General features: G+C 44.7%; 15 protein-coding genes. 8 read left to right on the plus strand and 7 right to left on the minus strand.

The genetic code is table 11. The features are described 5' to 3' along the window. Positions 1-332: 332 nt before the first annotated feature. On the minus strand, positions 333-725 hold the full coding sequence (locus tag DMO16_RS11100; RefSeq protein ID WP_129477467.1) for a hypothetical protein: 393 nt from the start codon (positions 723-725) through the stop codon (positions 333-335). Between the two features lie 227 nt (positions 726-952). Here DMO16_RS11100 and DMO16_RS11105 point away from each other — a divergent pair, with 227 nt between their 5' ends. From DMO16_RS11105 to DMO16_RS11115, 3 genes are read left to right on the plus strand one after another with little or no spacing between them, the layout of a single operon-like run. After that, positions 953-1,765 (plus strand): GDSL-type esterase/lipase family protein, encoded by an 813-nt coding sequence (locus DMO16_RS11105; RefSeq protein WP_129477469.1) that lies wholly within the window; start codon positions 953-955, stop codon positions 1,763-1,765. Continuing rightward, positions 1,762-2,673: an ABC transporter ATP-binding protein gene (locus tag DMO16_RS11110; RefSeq protein ID WP_061967408.1), complete on the plus strand. Its 912-nt coding sequence runs from the start codon at positions 1,762-1,764 to the stop codon at positions 2,671-2,673. The genes DMO16_RS11105 and DMO16_RS11110 overlap by 4 nt, the downstream gene beginning before the upstream one ends. Then, positions 2,666-3,646 (plus strand): ABC transporter permease, encoded by a 981-nt coding sequence (locus DMO16_RS11115; RefSeq protein WP_061967405.1) that lies wholly within the window; start codon positions 2,666-2,668, stop codon positions 3,644-3,646. Before DMO16_RS11110 ends, DMO16_RS11115 begins: the two co-directional genes overlap by 8 nt. Positions 3,647-3,706: 60 nt before the next feature. On the opposite strand, the gene DMO16_RS11120 is transcribed toward DMO16_RS11115, so the two are convergent. Further along, entirely contained in the window at positions 3,707-4,408 is a 702-nt protein-coding gene (locus DMO16_RS11120; protein ID WP_061967402.1) for a TerC family protein, read from the minus strand. Between the two features lie 302 nt (positions 4,409-4,710). Here DMO16_RS11120 and DMO16_RS11125 point away from each other — a divergent pair, with 302 nt between their 5' ends. The 3 genes from DMO16_RS11125 (at position 4,711) to DMO16_RS11135 (ending at position 7,865) form a co-directional block, all read left to right on the plus strand. Continuing rightward, positions 4,711-5,535, plus strand: a complete 825-nt coding sequence (locus tag DMO16_RS11125; RefSeq protein WP_061967400.1) for a YihY/virulence factor BrkB family protein — start codon at positions 4,711-4,713, stop codon at positions 5,533-5,535. A 92-nt stretch (positions 5,536-5,627) separates the two neighbouring features. Beyond that, positions 5,628-6,659, plus strand: coding sequence for a sporulation integral membrane protein YtvI (gene ytvI / locus DMO16_RS11130; RefSeq protein WP_129477471.1), 1,032 nt, complete (start codon positions 5,628-5,630; stop codon positions 6,657-6,659). Between the two features lie 183 nt (positions 6,660-6,842). Further along, a complete protein-coding gene (locus tag DMO16_RS11135) occupies positions 6,843-7,865 on the plus strand; it encodes an acyltransferase family protein (RefSeq protein WP_061967396.1) in 1,023 nt (340 codons plus the stop codon). Between the two features lie 43 nt (positions 7,866-7,908). Here DMO16_RS11135 and hutG read toward each other — a convergent pair whose 3' ends face one another. From hutG to hutP, 5 genes are all read right to left on the minus strand, one after another. Further along, a complete protein-coding gene (hutG, locus tag DMO16_RS11140; protein ID WP_129477473.1) occupies positions 7,909-8,856 on the minus strand; it encodes a formimidoylglutamase in 948 nt (315 codons plus the stop codon). Then, a complete protein-coding gene (gene hutI, locus DMO16_RS11145; protein WP_129477475.1) occupies positions 8,849-10,105 on the minus strand; it encodes an imidazolonepropionase in 1,257 nt (418 codons plus the stop codon). The genes hutG and hutI overlap by 8 nt, the downstream gene beginning before the upstream one ends. Before the next feature lie 10 nt (positions 10,106-10,115). Further along, positions 10,116-11,777 (minus strand): urocanate hydratase, encoded by a 1,662-nt coding sequence (hutU, locus tag DMO16_RS11150; protein ID WP_129477477.1) that lies wholly within the window; start codon positions 11,775-11,777, stop codon positions 10,116-10,118. A gap of 16 nt (positions 11,778-11,793) precedes the next feature. After that, positions 11,794-13,326 carry a histidine ammonia-lyase gene (gene hutH / locus DMO16_RS11155; protein ID WP_206738092.1) on the minus strand — a complete coding sequence of 511 codons (1,533 nt, stop codon included), beginning with the start codon at positions 13,324-13,326 and terminating at the stop codon, positions 11,794-11,796. 132 nt (positions 13,327-13,458) lie between these two features. Then, positions 13,459-13,893, minus strand: a complete 435-nt coding sequence (hutP, locus tag DMO16_RS11160; protein ID WP_129477481.1) for a hut operon transcriptional regulator HutP — start codon at positions 13,891-13,893, stop codon at positions 13,459-13,461. 175 nt (positions 13,894-14,068) lie between these two features. Between hutP and DMO16_RS11165 the strand changes: the two genes are divergently transcribed. Together DMO16_RS11165 and DMO16_RS11170 are read left to right on the plus strand one after the other, a co-directional pair. Beyond that, positions 14,069-14,536 (plus strand): hypothetical protein, encoded by a 468-nt coding sequence (locus DMO16_RS11165; RefSeq protein WP_206738093.1) that lies wholly within the window; start codon positions 14,069-14,071, stop codon positions 14,534-14,536. A gap of 124 nt (positions 14,537-14,660) precedes the next feature. Beyond that, positions 14,661-16,046: an amino acid permease gene (locus DMO16_RS11170; RefSeq protein ID WP_129477483.1), complete on the plus strand. Its 1,386-nt coding sequence runs from the start codon at positions 14,661-14,663 to the stop codon at positions 16,044-16,046. Positions 16,047-16,060: the final 14 nt, after the last annotated feature.

A 16,060-nucleotide genomic window follows, 5' to 3' on the forward strand; every position in this document is an offset into this window, starting at 1 on the left:
ACGGGCTGGTTTTATGTTGGATACGATTCTGACATGCTTCGCTAACAATTTTCATTGGAATCACGCCTTTAACAGATTAGGTGTTATTAAATAGACTACTCTGAAGACCCACATGCATAAGCTCCTTAAAGCTTCTTTAGCATGCTTCGCTTTCATTCTTCATTGGAATCTACTCCCTTCGTTTGTTACGTTTATAATACTGTATTCTAAGCATAATTAAAATATTCAGAATAATCATTTTTGTCTGATATTAACGCTTTTTGCTTGCTTCACCTTCAACACATGAGTTTTTTTACAAAATTCCTTCTTTTTTCATCGTATCTCAACAAAAATTAAATAAATTCTTTAAAAAACAGCTTCTTTTTATATTGCGCGACATCTTTTACAAAGAACGTCCGGGTGAAAGGAATGCCGGCATATTGATAAACAATCACGATTTGCTTAGCCGGAAAGTCATGCAGAATACGTATTTTCTTTTTTTGTCCTGCAAAAATCTTTTGCCCGCGAACAGGAACCCAAGAAGTATTCATCTTCATAGAGACCTCGGGTGGAACTTCATTATTATTAATATAAAAAGCTTCTATTTTCAAAGGAAAGCGGCCCGTATTTTCTGCGTCCATCCACGTTTGAACCGCTGAGGTTCTTTTAGTTTGTATTTTAAGAGGCGGCATCAGGCTGCTATACATATAGATTGCACAACCGCCGATTATAATCAAACCGGCCACCATGCTTCTCATTTTTTTCTTCATATTTATGATCACCTTGTTGCCTTTCCGCCGTTTTTCTATATTGTCTCTTTCTTTACCAGCAAATATCAATAAAAAACCAAAATTCCTAATGTGTCAGATTTGAAAACATTTGAAATAAATGAAGGAATTCCTATGCAAAATAGTAAGAGATTTTTCCATTGTCTGCTATGCTTTTACTAATCAGGATATGAAAGGATGGTCTTGTGAGAAAAAAAGGTCTATCTCTCGTCACAGCTCTTTCCATTTTATCCGCATTGGTCTGGCTGGCGGGTCTTGCCTGGGTCCTTCAGGATCAGTTTTTCGCGGATAACAAAAACCGGCAGGCAGAATCGCTGAAGCCGGATACCGCTCAACAACAGAAGCAAAAATCATCAGGGAAAACCCTGCAAATTGCGGCCATTGGTGACTCATTGACAAGAGGAACAGGAGATCCTGATGGCAAGGGATACATTGGTTACCTCAAGGAAGAATTGGCAAAGACAACAAAAAAGGAAATCGAGTTGACCAATTCCGCCATAAAGGGACAGACCTCTGTCCAGCTTCTTAAGCAAATCCAGCAGCCACAAATTCAGCGACAAATAAAAAATGCAGATGTGATTCTGCTGACCATTGGCGGCAATGATTTATTCCGCGGAGGACAAGCGCTCGAAGAGCTGAAATCGAAAAATATCAATAAAACAGAAGATGTTTATCTTTCAAACTTAAAAGCTATTTATAAAGAAATCCGCTCGCTGAACAAAAACGGTATTATCTATCATGTTGGGCTTTATAATCCCTTCAGTGACATGCAGGATTCGAAAACGACCTCCAGCATCGTCAGAAAGTGGAATTATGATTCAGCCAACGCCGCAGCTGCTCAGCCAAATATCATTTATGTACCTACTTTTGACCTTTTCGAACTGAATGTGAATGATTATTTGTACAGTGATCATTTTCACCCCAACAAACAAGGATATCAATTAATCGGAGAGCGCACAGCTTCCCTCATCCGTTTTAGCGAGGAGGACCAAAAATGAGCCAATCACCTGCTCTATCCGTAAAAAACTTGCGAAAGACAATCGGTAAAAAAGATATCATTAAAGGCATCTCCTTTGACTTGTACCCTGGAGAAGTTTTTGGATTTTTAGGTCCCAACGGAGCCGGGAAAACGACAACCATCCGTATGATCGTCGGATTGATTAAGCCCTCTTCAGGCACTGTCCTGATCGGAGGCAAAAACGTTCAGACCCATTTTGGCGATGCCATGAAAGACTTGGGCTGCATCGTAGAAAATCCGGAACTTTATCCTTATTTGACCGGCTGGGAAAACCTTGAACATTTTGCCCGGATGGATCCCTCCATTCCGCAGAAACGGCTTCATGAAGTAGTTGAACTTGTGGATATGGGAAACCGGATTCATGACAGAGTCGGCACCTATTCCCTTGGCATGAGGCAAAGGCTGGGGATTGCCCAGGCCTTGCTGGGAAACCCCAAACTGTTGATCCTTGATGAACCAACCAACGGATTGGACCCTGCCGGGATTCGCGAGATGAGAGAATTCATTCGCTTCCTCGCGGAAAAAGAAAAATTATGTGTCATGGTTTCTTCCCATCTGCTTAGTGAAATTCAGCTGATGTGCGACCGTGTTGCAATTATTTCAAAAGGAAGCATCATCCGTGTGGATTCGGTTCATGCATTGCTGGCAGAACAAGAACGGGTGGTCTGGAAGGCTGAACCGCTGGAAAAAGCAGAATCCCTGCTCAGGGAAGTCACGAATGTCACACGGTTGCAAGAAAATCTTATTACCTTATATGATGAAAATCAAATCGGGAAATGGAATCGGATGCTCGTCACTGCAGGAGTGGAAGTGAAAGAGATGCGAACTAAGCTGCCTGCCCTCGAAGATCTTTTCCTGGAACTGACAGGAGGCGAGCATATTGAATAAACTTGTCCATAACGAGTTGCTTAAGCTTTTCAGAAAAAAGCGTTTGTTCGTTATCATCCTCATTATCGCGGCTCTTGTGCCTCTCTTCACGTACGCACAGTATCAGGAAGTAAAAACAACACGGGAAAAACTGGGGAACGTGGATTGGAGAACACAGCTTCAACAGGAAATTGTGGATACACAAAATCGGCTAAGCTCGAGCAGGATGCAGGATGACTGGAGAAAATACCTGAAGATCCGTTTGGCTCAGCAGCAATACTATCTGGATCACAATATTAATCCGCAAGCTCCCGGTGCTCCAACATTCATGAGGGTGTTTGTTGAAAACTCCATTGATTTGCTGCTTCCGCTTCTGGTCATGGTTGTAGCTGCCGATCTCGTTTCATCGGAAGCAAGTGGCGGAACCATCAAGCTGCTGCTTACCCGGCCAGTCAAGCGATGGCGAATATTATTAAGCAAATATTTAGCTCTGATCTTATCCGTCTCCTTTATTGTAACGGCATCCGCGGTGTTATCCTATGCCATATCAGGCGTGGTGTTCGGTTATGGGGGATGGGGCATGCCGCTGCTCACCGGCTTTAGCACAAGCGGAGAGGAATTAGTTACGAATAACGTTCACCTCATACCCCAATGGCAGTATATCCTTATGGAATTTGGTTTAGTTTGGTTTGTGTGCCTTGTCGTCGGAACCTTAACCTTCATGCTTTCGGTTCTGCTCAGGAGCACAGCGGCTGTCATGGGAATCATGCTGGCTGCACTTATCGCCGGAGCGATTCTTTCCAACATGGTATCATCATGGGAAAGTGCGAAATATTTGTTTATGGTTAATCTCAGCCTCACCGACTACATTAGCGGAATGGCCACACCAATAGAAGGAATGTCCCTCGGCTTTTCACTGATCGTCCTATTGGTATGGGCAATAGGAGGCCTCGTTGTTTCCTTTGCCGTGTTTACCAAAAAAGATGTGTTTTAAATGAATTCAGCAAAAAAAGCTGAAGCAGAACAACGCCTGCTTCAGCTTTTTTCGTTTCGTTTAGACACCGCTCTCGGATTGATTCGCCGGTTCTGCCTTTTTCCTGCTGGCCGAACGTTTCTTCAGCCAGCCGATGAGGACCACAGCTGCAATGATAATAATTTCAAAACCGTACTTTATGACCGGATTGCTGAAATATTCTTTCAGGAACGGCTCACCAACGATCATCTTCGCGGCTGTCCAGGCGAGAATAGCCGCCCCTATGGTAATAATGAATGGAAATTTGTCGATCAGTTTTAAGAACAATGTACTGCCCCAAACGACGATTGGAACAGAAATCAATAAACCAAGAACAACGAGCAAAAAGTCTCCATGAGCTGCTCCTGCCACAGCGAGTACATTATCAAGCCCCATAACCGCATCCGCTATAATAATGGTCCGGATGGCTGCCAAAATACTGTCCTGTGCTTTAATGTCGTGGTCTTTTTCCTCCACCATTAGCTTATAGGCAATGTAGATTAAGATCAGGCCACCTGCCAATAGCAAGCCAGGTACTTTAAGCAGCCATACAACGGCCATTGTTGCCACAGCACGAATCACGACAGCTCCGACCGTTCCCCAGATGATAACCTTCTTTTGCTGTTCTTTTTTCAAATTTCTCGCTGCAAGTCCTATGACAATCGCATTGTCGCCTGCCAGTACCAGGTCAATAATGACAATGGATAAGAGCGCAGACAGAAATTCGGTTGATAAAAAATCCATCAGTAAATATCCTCCTTGATTTCCAGCTCAAACACCTTATGATGTGAAAAACACATAAAATAATTTCAAATTCTTTACTATCCTTTCTTAAAAAGCCGGGAGACATGCATCGTCCATTTCCCTATCACAACCTTGTCCTTCACCTCTCAATTCTGCTTTTTAAGAATTTTGGCATGTTAAAGTATACGGTTCGTTACGCATAAGGTTTCAATCATTTTCGGGCGGTGAAAAAATTTGACGTCCACGTCTCTATTGCTGAAACAAGGGGAATACTGGGGCTAGTGAGGCAAAAGGAGTTTGTTATGATTGTATTTCTGAAGGAATTGAAATTGCGTTTTTTTGAAGATAAAGTGTTCGATTTGTCGGCACAGCTTGCTTATTATTTTTTGGTTTCTTTATTTCCGTTTTCGTTTTTGGTTTTCTCTATACTGGGCTTTCTGCCGATTTCGTCGTCCTCCGTACTGGAGCTTATCCGGCCGTTTGCTCCTGTTCAGGCCTTTAACCTGCTGGAATACAATTTGATATCGGTACTTGATCAAAGCCGCGGGGATATTTTTTCAATCAGTCTATTGGTTACCCTCTGGCTGTCCTCGATCGGCATTCTCGCCATTATCCGCGTGTTCAATCAAGCATATCATGTGGAAGAGAACCGTCCGTTTATCAGGGAACTGCTGCTGGGTATCCTTTTGACCATTGGCCTGGTTATTGCGATCGTTTCATCTTTACTGCTACCCGTTTTTGGAAGCTCGATTGGCCATTTTTTAGCCAATCACCTTGGATACAATCATCCAGCTTTCCATATCTGGGCAACGACCCGATGGACATTGGGCTTTGTGATCCTCATGGTTATGTTTATTTCCCTATACCTTATCGCCCCGAATGTCCGTTTGAAATTAAAACATGTTCTTCCCGGTGCTTTCTTTTCAACCATTGGGTGGCAGCTGATCTCCCTTGGATTTTCCTACTATGTGACGTTGTTTGATTACCGTCAGATTTATGGAAACCTTGGTGCTTTGCTGACGCTTATGATCTGGTTCTACCTGTCCGCCATGATTCTTATTCTTGGAGGACAGCTCAATGCCATCCTGGTTACCATGCATCAAAGGAAAAACTTGCAAAATTCATGAGATTACCAATATTACAGATTGACTTTTTACCCGTTCCATATAATCATTTAATTAGAGAGAAAGTTATTATACATAGAGGATGATGTACAGAAATGCGTCTAAAGAATGTAATTATTATTATTGTGCTGCTGGCAGCAGCCATTTTTCTTATTCCATACAGCATTCCATTGATTCTAGCGCTTGTGACCGCTTTGGTGCTTGAACCGGCGATTAAACTTTTCATAAACCACTTTAAAATTAAAAGGCTGCTGTCCGTAACGATTGCGTTTATTTTATTTCTTGCCGGATTCGGCATTTTCACCTACTGGCTGACAACCACACTTGTTGTTCAGACGATTGATTTCCTTACGATGGTTCCGAAGTATGCAGTAAAAGTATTCAGTCTGATTGAAAATGATTTATATAAAGTAGAAAGGCTCTATGCCTCCCTTCCTCCTGAAGCCCTTTCAACTGTTCAGAATGCTTTGGACGGATTTAAGGATTATGCCGGAAGCTTTGCAACCAAACTGACTAACGGCATCATTGCAGTTGCGGCTGCCATACCCCAGCTGCTGCTTTACCTTATTATTTATCTGGTAGCTTTATTTTTAATTTCACTGGACTTGCCGAGGCTTTTTGCCAACTTTCTCAATTTGTTTACAACCTCTGCGCGGGAAAAGGTCGAGCTCGTCTTTACCCAGCTGTCCCGAGCAACCGTAGGATTTATCCGTGCCCAGTTGATCTTAAGCTTTATCACCTATGTGCTTGCATTAATCGGCCTTTTGATTCTGGATGTCAAATATGCCGTTCTGATTGCTTTATTCATCATTCTTGTCGATATCCTTCCCATACTGGGTACCGGATCGTTTATTGTCCCCTGGGCGATCTACAATTTTATTGTAGGTGATGACTTCCTTGCGATTGGCTTAATCATCATGTTTGTTGTTCTTACCGTAATCCGCCGTATTATCGAGCCCAAGATCCTTGGTTCCAGCCTTGGAATTTCAGCGCTTGCCGCATTGATCAGCCTCTACCTTGGCTTCCAGCTCCTTGGCTTCATCGGATTAATTGTCGGGCCGGCTCTTGTGATCATCTATGAAGCACTGCGCAGCGCAGGATTTATTAAGATTAAAATTGATTTTTAAGCCCTTTTTAAGAAAAGGATGATATGGTAAAAGTACAAACCCCCCGTTTGTACTTTTTTTATTTATAGGTTAGATTACCAGTCATTTATGGGAATTATAGAAAGAGATACAAAAAAACGGACCCTGCTCATAAAAAAGAAACGAATAACTATATTTGCACGTCTTGTAAAAGTTGGAGGAATTATGGCGACCCAAGTAAAAGAACGAGACTATTATTTTGACAATGCACGATTTATTTTAATTTTTTTAGTGGTGTTTGGACACTTTATTTCTCCGATTAAAAGCCAAAGTGACTGGCTTTACACTATCTATAATTTCATCTATACCTTCCATATGCCGGCATTTATTTTAATCTCCGGATTTTTCACCAAAGGAGTACGCAAAGACGGATATCTTTCCAAAATCTTCAGGAAGATTCTTATTCCATACATCGTCTTCCAATTAATCTATTCTTTTTTTTACTATGATCTCTACAATAAAAGTGAAATGAAGCTTAACTTTTTCGATCCGCATTGGGCGCTTTGGTTTCTATTAAGCCTTGTGTTTTGGAACGTCCTGTTAAAGGTTTTTGTGAAAATGAAATATCCCTTGCTGCTGGCGACCGGCATCGGAATTGCGGTTGGGTACATTACAGAAATTGGGACGTACCTGAGCCTTCTGCGAACCTTTGTCTTTTTCCCGGTGTTTCTATTGGGACACTATTTGACCAAAAGGGATTTCAAACAAATTCTAAAGCCATCCATACGCATCGCTTCGGGAGTTTTTCTCGTACTCATGTTTTTGGCCTATCATTTCTTTATTCCGGATCAAGCCAAAGACTGGCTCCTGTCCTCATCTTCCTATGCAGATATATTGGGGCATAATGAATGGTATGGCGGTGTGATCAGACTCGGCTTGTATGCGGTCATGTTTTTATCAACGTTCAGCTTTTTGGCGATTATACCGAAACGGAGATTTTTCTTTACCGAATTCGGAGAACGGACGTTATATATCTATCTGCTGCACGGGTTTGTATTAAAATATCTGTTTACAACCGATCTTTTTTCAAAGATTGAGGACAACAATTATTATGTCATGCTCCTTGTCCTCGCAGTGATCATTACCATGTTCCTGGCCAGCAAGCCTGTCATTGCACTTGCTCAGCCGCTTATCGAGCTCCGCTGGTCCAAGCTGAACCGGATGCTGAAAAAAGAGGGGAAATCATAAAAAACCATCCAGCGTCATTCTTCTGGATGGTTTTCTTCTTATATCAAGGGCGATTCAGAAGAAACTGAAGGATCAGGTAAGCCGCAAGACGGCTGGTCATATCCCTGAAATCAAGGGTTGGATCCACCTCGACAATATCCATCCCCTTAACATCCGGGCAGGTGGAGAGATATTGTACCCCCTGAATAAGATCTTCACTGGTCATTCCTCCGGGTCCGATCGCCGGACAACCCGGAGCAAACGCCTGGTCCAGTACATCCATATCCACAGAAACATAAATGGAAGAAACCTTGGATTTTAGAGTACGAACACTCTCCTCCAAAATCCTCCTTGCTCCCAAACGGTTGACATCGTTCATGGAATAGATCTTAATGCCATTTTCTTTGGCATAGTTTGTATACATTCTGCCATTTGAAAAATCCCGGATTCCGATTTGAATAAGATGTTCTCCTTTAATATCGTTCCCTTCTATTAATTGGCGGAAGGGGGTACCATTGGAAGGTCCCCCATCTTCAAGATTTCGGAGATCATGATGCGCATCAAACTGAATAATCCCAACCGGCCCTTTAACCTTCTTAAAGGCTCTGATACTCGACGCACTGATCGAATGGTCGCCGCCCAGGATTACAGGAATGATATCCGGATTGCGTTCAAGCACTTCTTGTATCACTTTTACAAACCTGTTCTGTGTTTCTTTCAGATCTGTTACATGGGGAGTGATGTCCCCAAAATCGGTAATAGCCATTGACTTGAGATCTTTGTCTTTTTCTATACTATAGGTCGTAAAGGAATGCAGCATTTTTCGAATGGCTTCCGGTGCCATGGCAGCCCCCGAATGGGATATCGAGGTCTTGGATAAAGGAGCTCCAATCAGTCCGATCCCGGTTGCCGGACTGCCGTTCCAGGCTTTTAGCAATTCACCTGCTTTCGTTATTCCACTATCCTTGAATTTAGGTTCACTGGCGGGCAAAAGATAACGGATATCAGGCATAAGAAGGCTTCCTTTCCCCAGCTTTCCTGCCTTTTTTCCATACAGTGTTTACGTGGTTTACACCATAGTGGTAGGGAAGATAATGATAGTTGGGAGCATCCCATAACACAATATCTGCCCATCTTCCAATCTCGATTGCACCGGCTTCTTCTCCTCTTCCAATTGCATGCGCTGCATTTACCGTTACCGCATTCCAGATTTCTTCCGGTTTCATTTTAAGGCGCAAAGCGGCCAGATTCATGATAAACTGCAGATTTTCAGTAGGTGAACTTCCCGGATTGAAATCGGTTGACAAGGCGACAGCTCCGCCCGCTTCAATAATGCTTCTGGCAGGAGCATAGCTGTCTTTGCCAAGATAAAATGTAGTCCCCGGCAGCAAGACGGCAATAGTCGGCGCTGTCCCAAGCAGGGAAATCCCTTTTTCGGAAACACCAACAAGATGATCTGCCGTAACCGCCCCAATTTCACACGCCATTTCCGTTCCGCCAAGAGGGTCAATCTCATCGGCATGTATTTTGACTCCAAACCCCATCTCTTTGGCAGATGCCAGAAAGTTACGGGATTGTTCAACCGTAAAGACGCCTGTCTCGCAAAAAATATCTGCAAATTCTGCAAGCCCCTCCGCTTTAATTTCCGGCAAGAGGTCAAGCATGCTGTTTAAAAATGCATCAGGCTCCGCTTTACATTCCGGGGGCAGGGCGTGTGCACCCAAAAATGTTGAGACGATGTCCATTTCATGCGCCTCATTTAATTGTTTAACGACCCTTAGCTGTTTTAGCTCCGTTTCCCTGTCCAGTCCATAGCCACTTTTCGCTTCCATGGTGGTGATGCCAAGATTCAGGCTCCGGTCAAGATGGAACAGCCCCTTTTGAAAAAGGGATTCCTCACTTTCTGCTTTCGTTGCTTTTACAGTGGAAAAAATACCGCCTCCCCGGCTCAGTATTTCAAGGTAGGACAACCCCTGCTGTTTTAATGCCATTTCGTGTTCCCGTGATCCGCCAAAAACAAGATGAGTATGGGGATCTACCAAGCCGGGAGAAACGACTTTTCCACTGCAGTCTATTCTTTCTTTTGCCTCTAGCCCATTTGCCTCTTCGGCACTTCCGATAAACGCAATTCTTCCATCCTTTATCCCGAGGGCAGCATGCTCAATCACAGGAAGAACGGCCATGTCACTTCCCCGTTTTGGGCCTTTTGAACCCGTAATCATCAGCAGCTGTCCGATGGGTGTGAGTAGTGTATCCAGCATTTTTTCCCTCCTATTCCTGCAACATTGGCATATGAATTCCTTTTTCTTTGGCGGTCTTCTTCGCCGACTCATATCCTGCATCCGCGTGCCGGACCACGCCCATACCCGGATCTGAGGTAAGCACTCTTTCCAATCTTTCGCCTGCCTCAGGAGTACCGTCGGCCACAATCACCATCCCACTGTGCAAAGAGTAGCCCATTCCTACTCCTCCGCCATGATGAAGGGAAACCCAGCTTGCTCCGTTGACCGAGTTAATGAGCGCATTCAGGATTGGCCAGTCGGCTACGGCATCACTGCCATCCAGCATGCTTTCTGTTTCCCGGTTTGGAGAAGCCACCGAACCACAATCCAGATGATCACGGCCGATGACAATTGGAGCGGAAAGCTCTCCTTTTGCCACCATTTCATTGATGATACGGCCAAACTTTGCCCGTTCTCCATATCCGAGCCAGCATATTCGTGAAGGCAATCCTTGGAATTGAACTTTTTCCCGGGCCATTTTGATCCAGTGGCTTAAATGTTCGTTATCTGCAAATTCTCTGAGAATGACTTCGTCCGTTTTATAGATATCTTCAGGATCACCTGACAATGCCACCCACCGAAATGGCCCTTTTCCTTCACAGAACAATGGCCGGATGAAAGCAGGAACAAAGCCCGGAAAAGCAAAGGCATCTTTTATGCCTTCATCAAATGCAACCTGTCTTATGTTGTTGCCATAATCAAACGTGACAGCTCCTTTTTCCTGCAGGTCCAGCATGGCTTGAACATGAACGGCCATGCTCTCTTTTGCTTTTTGGATGTACCCCTGAGGATCTTCCTTGCGAAGCCGTGCCCCCTCTTCCATGGTCATTCCTGCAGGAAGATAGCCGTTTAATGGGTCATGTGCTGACGTTTGGTCAGTCACGAGCTGAGGAATTTCATTTCGTTTTACAAGCTGAGGCAATAATTCTGCAGCATTGCCTAACAAACCAATGGAAAGCGGACGCTTTTCAGCCATTGCGTGTTTGGCCATCATTAATGCTTCATCAAGATCGAGAGCAAGCACATCGCAATATTTCGTATCAATTCTGCGTTGAATGCGGGAAAGATCACATTCAATGGCAATAACCACACCGCCATTCATCGTAACGGCCAGCGGCTGTGCTCCTCCCATACCCCCGAGTCCTGCTGTAACGGTAAGTGTCCCTTCGAGCGAACCATGAAAATGCTTGCGAGCCGCTTCCCCAAAAGTTTCATAGGTGCCTTGAAGTATCCCTTGTGTGCCAATATAGATCCAGCTTCCCGCGGTCATCTGGCCGTACATCATCAGCCCTTTTCCATCAAGCTCACGAAACGTTTCCCAGTTGGCCCATGCGGGAACGAGGTTCGAGTTGGCAAGAAGTACTCTTGGGGCCTCACTATGAGACTTGAAGACGGCAACCGGTTTGCCAGATTGAATCAGTAGGGTTTCATCATTTTCCAGCTCTTTTAAAGTAGCCACGATTTTTTCATAGCTCTCCCAATTTCTAGCCGCTTTTCCGATTCCTCCGTATACGACAAGTTCCTCCGGCTTTTCTGCTACTTCTGCATCAAGGTTGTTCATTAGCATCCTTAGTGCAGCTTCCTGTACCCATCCCTTTGTATGAAGTTTTTTTCCGCGTGGAGCAGAAATTCGTTGAATAGTATCTGACATGTTACGTTTCCCCCTTTTATCGTTGCATTTCTTTTGGATTTTCACCGGACACATTAATGAGGCTATCCCAGCGATTGTGTTTGAGCCATTCGTTCATTCTTTCAATATCATTTGAAAACATACGGTCCGATGTGATCGGCGGGCAGATTGAACTGGCCTGTTCATAAATTTTTCTTGTTCTAGGTGCCATCCGGTCAATTCCTCTGAACCTTACCGCCTGAAGAGCACAAATGAGTTCGATGGCAAGCACCCTTCTCACATTTGTGATGATCTGGTAAGCATGCCTGGCGCCGATCGTTCCCATGCTGACATGGTCTTCCTGATTGGCGGACGAGGGAATGGAATCGACACTGGCAGGATGAGCCAGCGTTTTGTTCTCTGACACAAGAGAAGCCGCACAATATTGCATAATCATTGCTCCCGACTCAATTCCAGGGTTCGGACTTAAAAAGGCGGGGAGATCACTCAGCTGCGGATTCACCATCCGCTCAATGCGCCGTTCCGAAATGTTGGCAAATTCAGCCATAGCTATACTGAGAAAATCCATCGCCAGTGCTACTGGCTGGCCATGAAAATTGCCGCCGGAAATAACTTTCCGTCCTTCATCAAAAATGAGGGGATTGTCTGTCGCTGCATTGATTTCGATTTCAAGTTTTTCCTTTACATAGCCCAGCGCCTGCCAGGAAGCTCCATGCACTTGAGGAATACAACGGATGGAATACGCATCCTGTACCCTTGCTTCTCCCTGTCTGGTCGTCAGCCCGCTTCCTTCTAAGTAGGAGAGGATCCGCTCTGCAACCTCACATTGTTCCTTGTAGCCCCGGGCGAGATGGATTTCTTTATCAAACGCATCTGTAATGGCCGTTAACCCCTCCATCGTCATTGCCGCAATGGATTCCGCCTGGCTGGCCAGTTGTTCCGCCTCCAGATAGGCTGCCACCCCCTGGGCAGTCATGGCCTGCGTCCCGTTGATCAATGCCAACCCCTCTTTTGCCGTAAGAGTAAGCGGCAGGATTTCCTCCTGAAGCAAGGCTTCCATCGCAGCGATTCGCTTCCCGTGATACCACACCTCCCCTTCCCCGATCAATACAAGAGCCAGATGGGAGAGCGGAGCTAAATCGCCGCTTGCTCCGAGAGAGCCCTGCTGGGGGATAACCGGATGAATCCGATGGTTTACGAGCTTCAGCAACGTTTCAACCACAACTCGTCTGACGCCGGAGTAACCCTTAAGCAAGGCATTAGCACGCAAGACGAGCATAAGGCGGCTGACCTCTTCCGGAAACGGTTCACCTACCCCGCAAGCATGACTTCTGATTAAATTCATTTGCAGCTTTTCTGTATCTTCAGGCGCAATATAGACATCGCTCAGCTTTCCAAAACCGGTGGTGATGCCATAAATTACTTCTCCCTGATCCACAATCCGCTCAACAGCACTCCGGCTCTTACCTACCCTCTCCATACTTTTTTTACAGGCAGCAACCTGTTCACCGTCTTTCATGATTCGTTTTGTTTCCTCAAGTGTCAGCGTATTTCCTGTCAAAATGACCATGACGATTCTGCTCCTTTTCCCCTTTAATGAAGTGCAAACAAAAAGAGGCTGCATTTAAAGAAACAGGCACACCTGTTGTCTTAAAATACAGCCCCCTGATCACTAATCACTATGGGCTTTTGTTATCTTTTGTTATATGTGGTTAATACCGAGTCCAATGGCTTCATGTTCAAGTCCCTTAACGGGGGCGCCAATGGTTCCATATAAAGCTACAGCAATCCATTCTCCTTCTTCGGGCTGCTCATATGGTTGGCCTCTGACCACGGAAAAACGCAGACCGACGGTGCGAAGAACAGTTCCCAACTGAACCTGGCCTCGTGTTACACCATGAAGCGCTTCCATAATCGCATGGTAGAGTGCATGAGCCTCCCGGTAGACGCTGCCGTTGATCACTTCATTCTTCTTGGCTGCTGTTTCAATCGCTGCAACAATTTTATTGGATTCCATTGAGCCTACCTTGCCGCTGCAATGAATCCAACCCAGTTCTTCCACGCTTTCCTGCCGGGCTTCATCCAACACATAAAGCATGGCAATCTTACCGATTCGCTTTTGTTCTGCAAGTGACATCCTACCACTTCTTTCGATCTTTCCACTAATGGCTGAGTACTATCCTCAGTGTATTCGTTTCTGAATTGTTCGTCAATTCCCTTTCAACAACTTATCACTTTAGCGAATCAGCACAACCCAATGTATAAACTAGCAATCTAGCGGACAAGCTGTAGGTAACAATTCATGAAAGAGAGTGATAGTGTTGATAACCGTACAAAAAGAAATCGTACGAGCCACCATGAAACGGCAGCCTGTAAAAAATGAAACCAGCACTGATTTTTTTATCGGGTATGATGAGCAGGATATACCTTTTCTTATTCTTCCAACGGCACCCGGACTATTGCTTGAGGATGAATGCTATGGCATATCTTTTCAGCGTGATGAGTTTAATCCTTACAAATATCACCTGGATACGCATATTGCACCGGTCGATCTGAACAGGATCCGGATGTTTATTGATCATCTGGCTTTCTTTTTCGGCCCTGACCACAATATGCTCAATTCGTACCTTCAGGCTTCCGGATATCAGGCTTATGTCTGCTGGAGCGAGAAAAAACAAGGGGAAATGATACGAGAAACCTTGATGAAATACGGATCTGTGAGCACAAAGGACGAAAAGAAGAGATACAGTGACCTCCTCTCCCAGCTTCTCGGCAGTTAACATAAGATGGTAACTTTTCTCACTTAATAATTGTTGACAAGCAAGCTCTTCGACAATATACTACAAATAGTTTGAAAATATAAATTTTCTATATTTTCTATTTATTTTAAAAATGGAGGCATCTATGAATATACTTCGAAAAAAATCCATTTCCGAGATGCTGGCACAAAGCCAGCAAAAAGGGCTAAGCCGTTCACTCGGAGCATTTGATCTTACCTTGTTGGGTATTGGCGCTATCATCGGAACCGGGATCTTTGTATTAACAGGAGTGGTTGCTGCCGAACATGCAGGCCCTGCCCTGATTCTTTCGTTCATTATTTCTGGACTCGCCTGTGCGTTTGCTGCTTTCTGTTATGCGGAATTTGCTTCAACGGTCCCCATTGCAGGCAGTGTTTACACCTACACGTACGCAACCCTTGGTGAAGTATTTGCCTTTTTGATCGGCTGGGACCTTATGCTTGAATACTTGCTGGCGACTTCAGCCGTTGCCACCGGTTGGTCCGCCTACTTTCAGTCACTGATCGCAGGATTTGGTCTTCACTTGCCTGCAGCACTGGCTTCCGCTCCCGGAACAGGAAAAGGCGGTATAATCAATCTTCCCGCTGTTATTATTATTTTGATCATTACAACCTTGTTGAGCAGGGGCATTCGCGAAAGTGCCCGTGTAAACAACATTATGGTTTTCATCAAGCTGGCTGTAATTGTGCTCTTCATCGTGGCTGGAATCGGCTATGTCAAACCGGACAACTGGTCACCATTTATGCCGTTTGGCTTTCAGGGTATCGTTGCCGGAGCCGCTACCGTATTCTTTGCTTATATTGGTTTTGATGCGGTTGCGACCGCGGCAGAAGAGGTCAAGCGTCCGCAACGCGATCTGCCGCTGGGAATCATCTGGTCGCTTGCAATCTGTACAGTACTTTATATTATTGTGTCCCTCATCTTAACGGGAATGGTGCCATTTGCCAAACTAAATGTGGCAGACCCGGTTTCTTTTGCTCTGCATTATGTGGGACAGGATTCCATTGCCGGTCTTGTATCAGTAGGTGCCATAACAGGAATTACCACAGTGCTTCTCGTCATGCTTTTTGCTCAGGTCCGCATTTCCTATGCAATGAGCCGTGACGGTTTGCTGCCTCCCGTTCTTTCGAAAATCCATGAAAGGTTTAAAACACCATTTAAAAATACATGGCTGACTGGATTTGTAGCAGCAGGGATTGCAGGATTTATCGATTTGACTACCCTTGCCCACCTCGTGAACATGGGGACATTGTCTGCTTTTGCACTCATTGCTGTTGCTGTTTTGATATTAAGGAAAACCCATCCTGATCTTAAACGTTCGTTTAAGGCCCCATTTGTTCCAGTCCTGCCAGTCCTGACCGTCATCTTCTGTCTGTACTTGATGATCAGTCTTCCGGCCATCACATGGATTTCATTTGTGATTTGGATTTCTATAGGTTTAATCATCTATTTCCTTTACGCCCGCCGAACAAGCAACCTAAATAATAAATAAGTAAAAAAGAACGT

The organism is Fictibacillus sp. S7 (assembly GCF_004127935.1).
GTDB classification, from domain to species: domain Bacteria; phylum Bacillota; class Bacilli; order Bacillales; family Fictibacillaceae; genus Fictibacillus_C; species Fictibacillus_C enclensis.

Bases quoted from the DNA above. Each gene is read 5' to 3' on its own strand.
- DMO16_RS11135 (WP_061967396.1), top strand. From the start codon at position 6,843: ATGGCGACCCAAGTAAAAGAACGAGACTATTATTTTGACAATGCACGA.
- hutP (WP_129477481.1), bottom strand. From the start codon at position 13,893: ATGTCACTTGCAGAACAAAAGCGAATCGGTAAGATTGCCATGCTTTAT.
- DMO16_RS11110 (WP_061967408.1), top strand. From the start codon at position 1,762: ATGAGCCAATCACCTGCTCTATCCGTAAAAAACTTGCGAAAGACAATC.
- ytvI (WP_129477471.1), top strand. From the start codon at position 5,628: ATGCGTCTAAAGAATGTAATTATTATTATTGTGCTGCTGGCAGCAGCC.
- hutG (WP_129477473.1), bottom strand. From the start codon at position 8,856: ATGCCTGATATCCGTTATCTTTTGCCCGCCAGTGAACCTAAATTCAAG.
- hutH (WP_206738092.1), bottom strand. From the start codon at position 13,326: ATGGTCATTTTGACAGGAAATACGCTGACACTTGAGGAAACAAAACGA.
- hutU (WP_129477477.1), bottom strand. From the start codon at position 11,777: ATGTCAGATACTATTCAACGAATTTCTGCTCCACGCGGAAAAAAACTT.
- DMO16_RS11170 (WP_129477483.1), top strand. From the start codon at position 14,661: ATGAATATACTTCGAAAAAAATCCATTTCCGAGATGCTGGCACAAAGC.
- hutI (WP_129477475.1), bottom strand. From the start codon at position 10,105: ATGCTGGATACACTACTCACACCCATCGGACAGCTGCTGATGATTACG.
- DMO16_RS11125 (WP_061967400.1), top strand. From the start codon at position 4,711: ATGATTGTATTTCTGAAGGAATTGAAATTGCGTTTTTTTGAAGATAAA.
- DMO16_RS11120 (WP_061967402.1), bottom strand. From the start codon at position 4,408: ATGGATTTTTTATCAACCGAATTTCTGTCTGCGCTCTTATCCATTGTC.